Annotated in this window: 4 protein-coding genes; 1 reads left to right on the forward strand and 3 read right to left on the reverse strand. The window is 69.6% G+C overall.

Annotation, left to right across the window (positions count from 1 at the left end; genetic code table 11):
• The 3 genes from VD972_RS35185 to VD972_RS35195 form a co-directional block, all read right to left on the reverse strand.
• The coding region (locus VD972_RS35185) for a hypothetical protein (protein WP_324993189.1) at nt 1–562 on the reverse strand (562 nt) is incomplete at its 3' end.
• A gap of 20 nt (nt 563–582) precedes the next feature.
• Nucleotides 583–2,388 carry an acyl-CoA dehydrogenase gene (locus tag VD972_RS35190; RefSeq protein ID WP_324993190.1) on the reverse strand — a complete coding sequence of 602 codons (1,806 nt, stop codon included), beginning with the start codon at nt 2,386–2,388 and terminating at the stop codon, nt 583–585.
• 30 nt (nt 2,389–2,418) lie between these two features.
• Nucleotides 2,419–2,703 (reverse strand): DUF427 domain-containing protein, encoded by a 285-nt coding sequence (locus tag VD972_RS35195; RefSeq protein WP_324993191.1) that lies wholly within the window; start codon nt 2,701–2,703, stop codon nt 2,419–2,421.
• Between the two features lie 263 nt (nt 2,704–2,966).
• Here VD972_RS35195 and VD972_RS35200 point away from each other — a divergent pair.
• Nucleotides 2,967–4,970: PAS domain-containing protein (locus VD972_RS35200; protein ID WP_324993192.1), on the forward strand; the 2,004-nt coding region annotated here is incomplete at its 3' end.

Here is a 4,970-nt window from a genome sequence, read left to right on the forward strand (position 1 = left end):
AGAGGCGCCGCACGGCATCCAGCACGGCGGGCCGGGCCATCATCACGTCTGGACGCGCCGGGCCGCCCAGCTCCCGCTCGACGAGGCGCAGGCATCCCCGGACGAACTCCACGTCCGTGATGACGAGGCCATAGAGGTACCAGTCCGCGCACGCCGCATGGACGAGCCGGGCCTGGGCGTCCTCGAGCCAGCCGAACGAGGGGCAGGTGAACGTCTCGCAGATGGAGGCCCGATAGACGCCGCAGTCGCGCAGATCCACTCCACCTGTGACCTTGGGGTGGCCCAGGCAGCCCACCGTCCGCTGCGCGTCATCCAGGAAGCCCAGCAGCGGGCACACGCGCACGGCGGGGAAGAGGGGAGCGTCGCGGCGGGACTCCACGAGGTTCCGAGCTGCATCGAGCCAGGCCTCCCGCTCCTTCGGGATGTCCTGGAGCTGGGAGGTCTGCTCGGCGAGCCGCTCGGTCAGCGCCGCGCGCGAGTGGTCTCGGAAGTTGTACAGCCCGCAGCAGGCGCCGCACGAAGCGCCTTGGCCGGGCTGGCACAGGTGGAAGGAGACGGCCATGGGTCTTCCTTATAAAGGACTCAGAACCACTCGGAGTGCATGCGGGTGTACGAGTCCTCGCACGAGCGGCACAGCTCCACCAGGTGCGGCACGCGCGGCACCTCCACCGCGAACCAATACTGCGCCGCGCACAGCTTGCCCTCGTAGAAGTCTCGCCCTTCGCTTCCCCGAGCGAGCCCCTCGCGCGCCGCCGCCGCTTGCTCCAGCCACCGCCATGCCACCGCGACAATGGAGAACAGCTCCATGTAGTCCGCGCTGTGGCGCAGCATCTGCTCCACCTCTCCTGCCATGCCCAGGGAGCCCAGTGTCAGCGTCAGCGCTCCCACCGCCTCCAGGGTCCGCTCCATCGCCGCGCACCAGCCTTCCTCCACGCCGGCCTTGCGAGCGCGGGCTGCGGTAGCGGCCACCTCCTCGGAGAAGATCCGCAACGCCTCGCCTCCGGCGGCCATCGCCTTGCGCCCCAGCAGGTCCAACCCCTGGATGCCGGTGGTGCCCTCGTGGATGCTGTTGAGCTTCTGGTCGCGCAGCCAGGCCTCCGGCAGATACTCGCTCGAGTAGCCGTAGCCACCGTGAACCTGGAGCGCGAGCGCATTGGCCTCGTAGCCCTTCTCCGCCGGGAACGTCTTGGCCACTGGTGTGAGGAGATCCAGCAGCAGCCCCGCGCGCCGCCGTGCCGCTTCCTCCGGTGCGTGGGCGGCAAGGTCCGCCTGCCACGAGGCCGCGAGCAGCAGTGAGAGCCCGCCCTCCACGATGGCCTTCTGGCGCAGCATCATGCGCCGCACGTCCGCGTGCTCGATGATGGGAGCCTGTGGCTGGACGGCATCCTTGGCCCCGGCGGGCCGGCCCTGGGGGCGGCTTCGCGCGTAGGCCAGCGCCTCATGGTAGGCCACGGACGCGGTGGACACGCCGTTGAGGCCTACCATGATGCGCGCCTCGTTCATCATCTGGAACATGCAGGCCAACCCCCGGTGCTCCGGCCCGACGAGCCAGCCCCGGCAGTCCCCCGCCTCGCCGTAGTTGAGGACGCAGCTGGGCAGGCCCCGCCAGCCGATCTTGTGGATGGCGCCCGCCACCCGCACATCGTTGTCCACCAGCCGGCCGCCCTGTGGCCGGCGCGTGGGCACGGCGAACAGCGAGATGCCCCGCGTCCCGGGAGGCGCACCCTCGATGCGGGCCAGCGTGAGGTGCACGACGTTCTCGGTGAAGTCCTGGTCCGCGCCGCTGATGAAGATCTTCGAGCCGGAGATCTTGTAGGTGCCGTCGGTGGAGGGAGTGGCGCGTGTCTTCACGTCCGCGAGGCTGCTGCCGGCTTGTGGCTCGGTGAGGGCCATGGTGCCCGTCCACTCGCCCCGGTACAGGCGGGCCATGAACTCCTCACGCAGCCAGGGCGTGCCAAACACCTCCAGCAGGTGCGCCGCGCCGAGGGTGAGGCCCAGGTAGCCATAGGCGCTGAGGTTGGCTGCCATGAGGTACACGGAGGCCGCCGAGGCGACGGTGAGGGGCAGCCGCTGGCCACCCACCTCCGGGGGCCGGGTGGCCGTGAGCAGCCCCAGCTCCGCCATGCCCGGGTAGAGCCGGCGCATGAGCGGGTGCGCGTGGATGCGCCCCTCGCGGAAGGCGGGGGGCTCGGTGTCCATGAGCCGGTAGGTGGGGAAGAGCACCTCGCGGGCAAAGCGGCGCACGTTGTCCAGCAGCAGCTCGAACGTCTCACGCGAGTGCTCGGAGAAGGCGGGAAGCGCGCAGAGCCCCGAGGCGTCGAGCACCTCGTAGAGCTGGAAGCTGACGTCGCGATCGGACAGGAGCGGGTTGGCGCTGGAGGCGTTCATTCAGGCCAGTCTAGAGGAGAGGCCGAGCGGCTACCGCTCTACCTGCACTCCCTTCCAGAAAGCCACGTGGCCGCGGATGTTGCGCGCAGCATCCTTGGGCTCGGGGTAATACCAGGCCGCGTCCTTGTTCACCTGACCGTCCACCACCACATCGTAGTAGCTGGCCTCGCCCTTCCACGGGCAGGTGGTGTGCGTGCTGCTCACCTGGAACCGCTCACGCCGGAGCGCCTCCGGAGGGAAGTAGACATTGCCCTCCACCACCTCGTACCGCTCGCTCTCGGCGAGCACGGCGTCCTTCCACATTGCCTTGGCCATGGCACTCCTCCTGGGACAGTTCTGCTCGGACGGTAGGACCCGCGCCAGCATAAGCGGGTTGGGAGAACCGGGGGCCTGGTTGTTTGCCTTCTCAGCGGACAGTGAAACTCCGGGACGATTGTCAGGTGGAGGAAAGCGTGTCCTCGGCTGAAAGGGACCGAGGCGACCGCGCTGTTACGGTCTGGCACACCATGGATACCCACCCCCTGCCAGACATGGAGAGAGCTCCCGGCCATCAGGGCGAGCGGCCGATGGGCGGCTTCATGAGTGACGCCTTCCAGCAGCTGGCGGAGACGATCCCCCAGCTGGTGTGGACCACGCGGCCGGACGGCTACCACGATTACTACAACCAGCGCTGGTACGACTACACGGGTACTACGCCGGGCCAGTCCCAGGGAGAGGGCTGGCAAGGTCCGTTCCACCCGGACGACATGCCGGAGACGCTGCGACGCTGGCATCACTCCCTGCGCACGGGGGAGCTCTACGAGACGGAGTACCGCTGCCGCCGCCATGATGGCATCTACCGGTGGTTCCTGGGCCGGGCCCACCCGGTGCGCGACGCCGAAGGGCGCATCATCAAGTGGTTCGGGACCTGCACGGATATCGACGACCAGAAGCGCGCCGCGGACGCAATGAGCTTCCTGGCAGAAGCGGGCACGCTGTTGGCATCTTCCTCGCTGGACTACGAGGCCACGCTCGCGGCCCTGACGCGGCTGGTGGTGCCGCGCCTGGCGGACTGGTGCGCCATCGAGATCATCAACGACGATGGCTCTACGCGCCAGCTGGGAGTTGCCCACGTGGACCCGGCCAAGGTGCGCTATGCCGAGGAGCTTCGCCAGCGCTACCCGCCGCGCCCGGAGGACCGTCATGGCGTGCTCGAGGTCCTCCGCACGGGCAAGCCAGAGTTCCTCCCGGATATTCCGGACGAGCTGCTGGTGACTGGCTCGAGGGACGCTGAGCACCTGCGCATCGCTCGGGAGCTGGGGCTGCGCTCGGCCATGATCCTGCCGCTCACCGCCCGAGGGCGCACGCTGGGAGCGCTCTCGCTCGTCAGCGCCGAGTCCCGCCGGCGCTTCAGCCGGGAGGACTTCAGCCTCGCCGAGCAGCTCGCGACGCGCGCGGCCCTGGCGGTGGACAATGCCCGGCTCTACCGGGACGCGGTGCATGCCGAGGAGCGCTTCCGCTCGCTCATCACGGCGACGGCCCAGGCGGTGTGGGTGACACGCCCGGACGGCTCCGTGGTGGAGGACTCGCCCTCCTGGCGTGTGCTCACCGGTCAGAGCTTCGAGCAGTGGAAGGGTCTCGGGTGGCTCGACGCGGTGCACCCGGGGGATCGCGAGCGCGCAGGGCGCGAGTGGGCAGAGGCCGTGGCGCGCCAGGGCATCTACGAGGTCGAGTACCGGCTGCGCCGACCGGACGGGAGCTACAGCATCACGCTGGCGCGCGGGGTCCCCGTGCGCAGTGTGGATGGCAGCGTCCGCGAGTGGGTGGGTGTCAACATCGACCTGACCGCGCAGCGCAAGGCCGAGGCCGCCGCTCTCAACCTCCGGGCCGAGCAGAGCGCCCGGCGCCATGAGGCCCTGCGCGCCGACGTGAGCGCCGCGCTCGCGCGGCAGGGCACCAAGGCGCAGATGCTCCAGTCTGCCTGCGAGGCGGTGGTGCGGCACCTGGGCGTGGCCTTGGCGCGGGTGTGGATCCTCGATCGAGAGACGCTCGAGCTGCGACTGGGAGCCAGTGCCGGGCGCTACACGGCGTTGGATGGGGAGCACGCCCGTATCTCCCTAGGCCAGCTCGAGGTCGGGCGCATCGCCCAGGAGCGCAAGCCGCACACGACGAATGAGCTGCGGCACGCTCCCGGGAGGGCAGACCGGGAGTGGGCGCTCCGGGAAGGAATGGAGTCGCTGGCCGGCTATCCGCTGATGCTGGGCGAGCAGCTCGTGGGGGTGTTCGCCGTGTTCGGCACGGAACCCTTCTCTCGGGAGCTCACGGAGGTGCTCGCCGCGATGGCGGAGATCATCACCCAGGGGGTGGAGCGCCGTCGCGCCGAGCGCGACCTGCGCTTGCACGCGGAGGAGCTGGCACGTTCCAACGAAGAGCTGCAGCAGTTCGCCTACGTGGCCTCGCATGATCTGCAGGAGCCCCTGCGCATGGTGGCCAGCTATACGCAGCTGCTGGCGCGGCGCTACCGGGGCAAGCTGGACGCGGACGCGGATGAGTTCATCGGCTACGCGGTGGAGGGTGCAAACCGGCTTCAGGCCTTGCTCCAG

It is taken from the genome of Hyalangium sp. (assembly GCF_035629615.1).
In the GTDB taxonomy this organism is placed as follows: domain Bacteria; phylum Myxococcota; class Myxococcia; order Myxococcales; family Myxococcaceae; genus Hyalangium.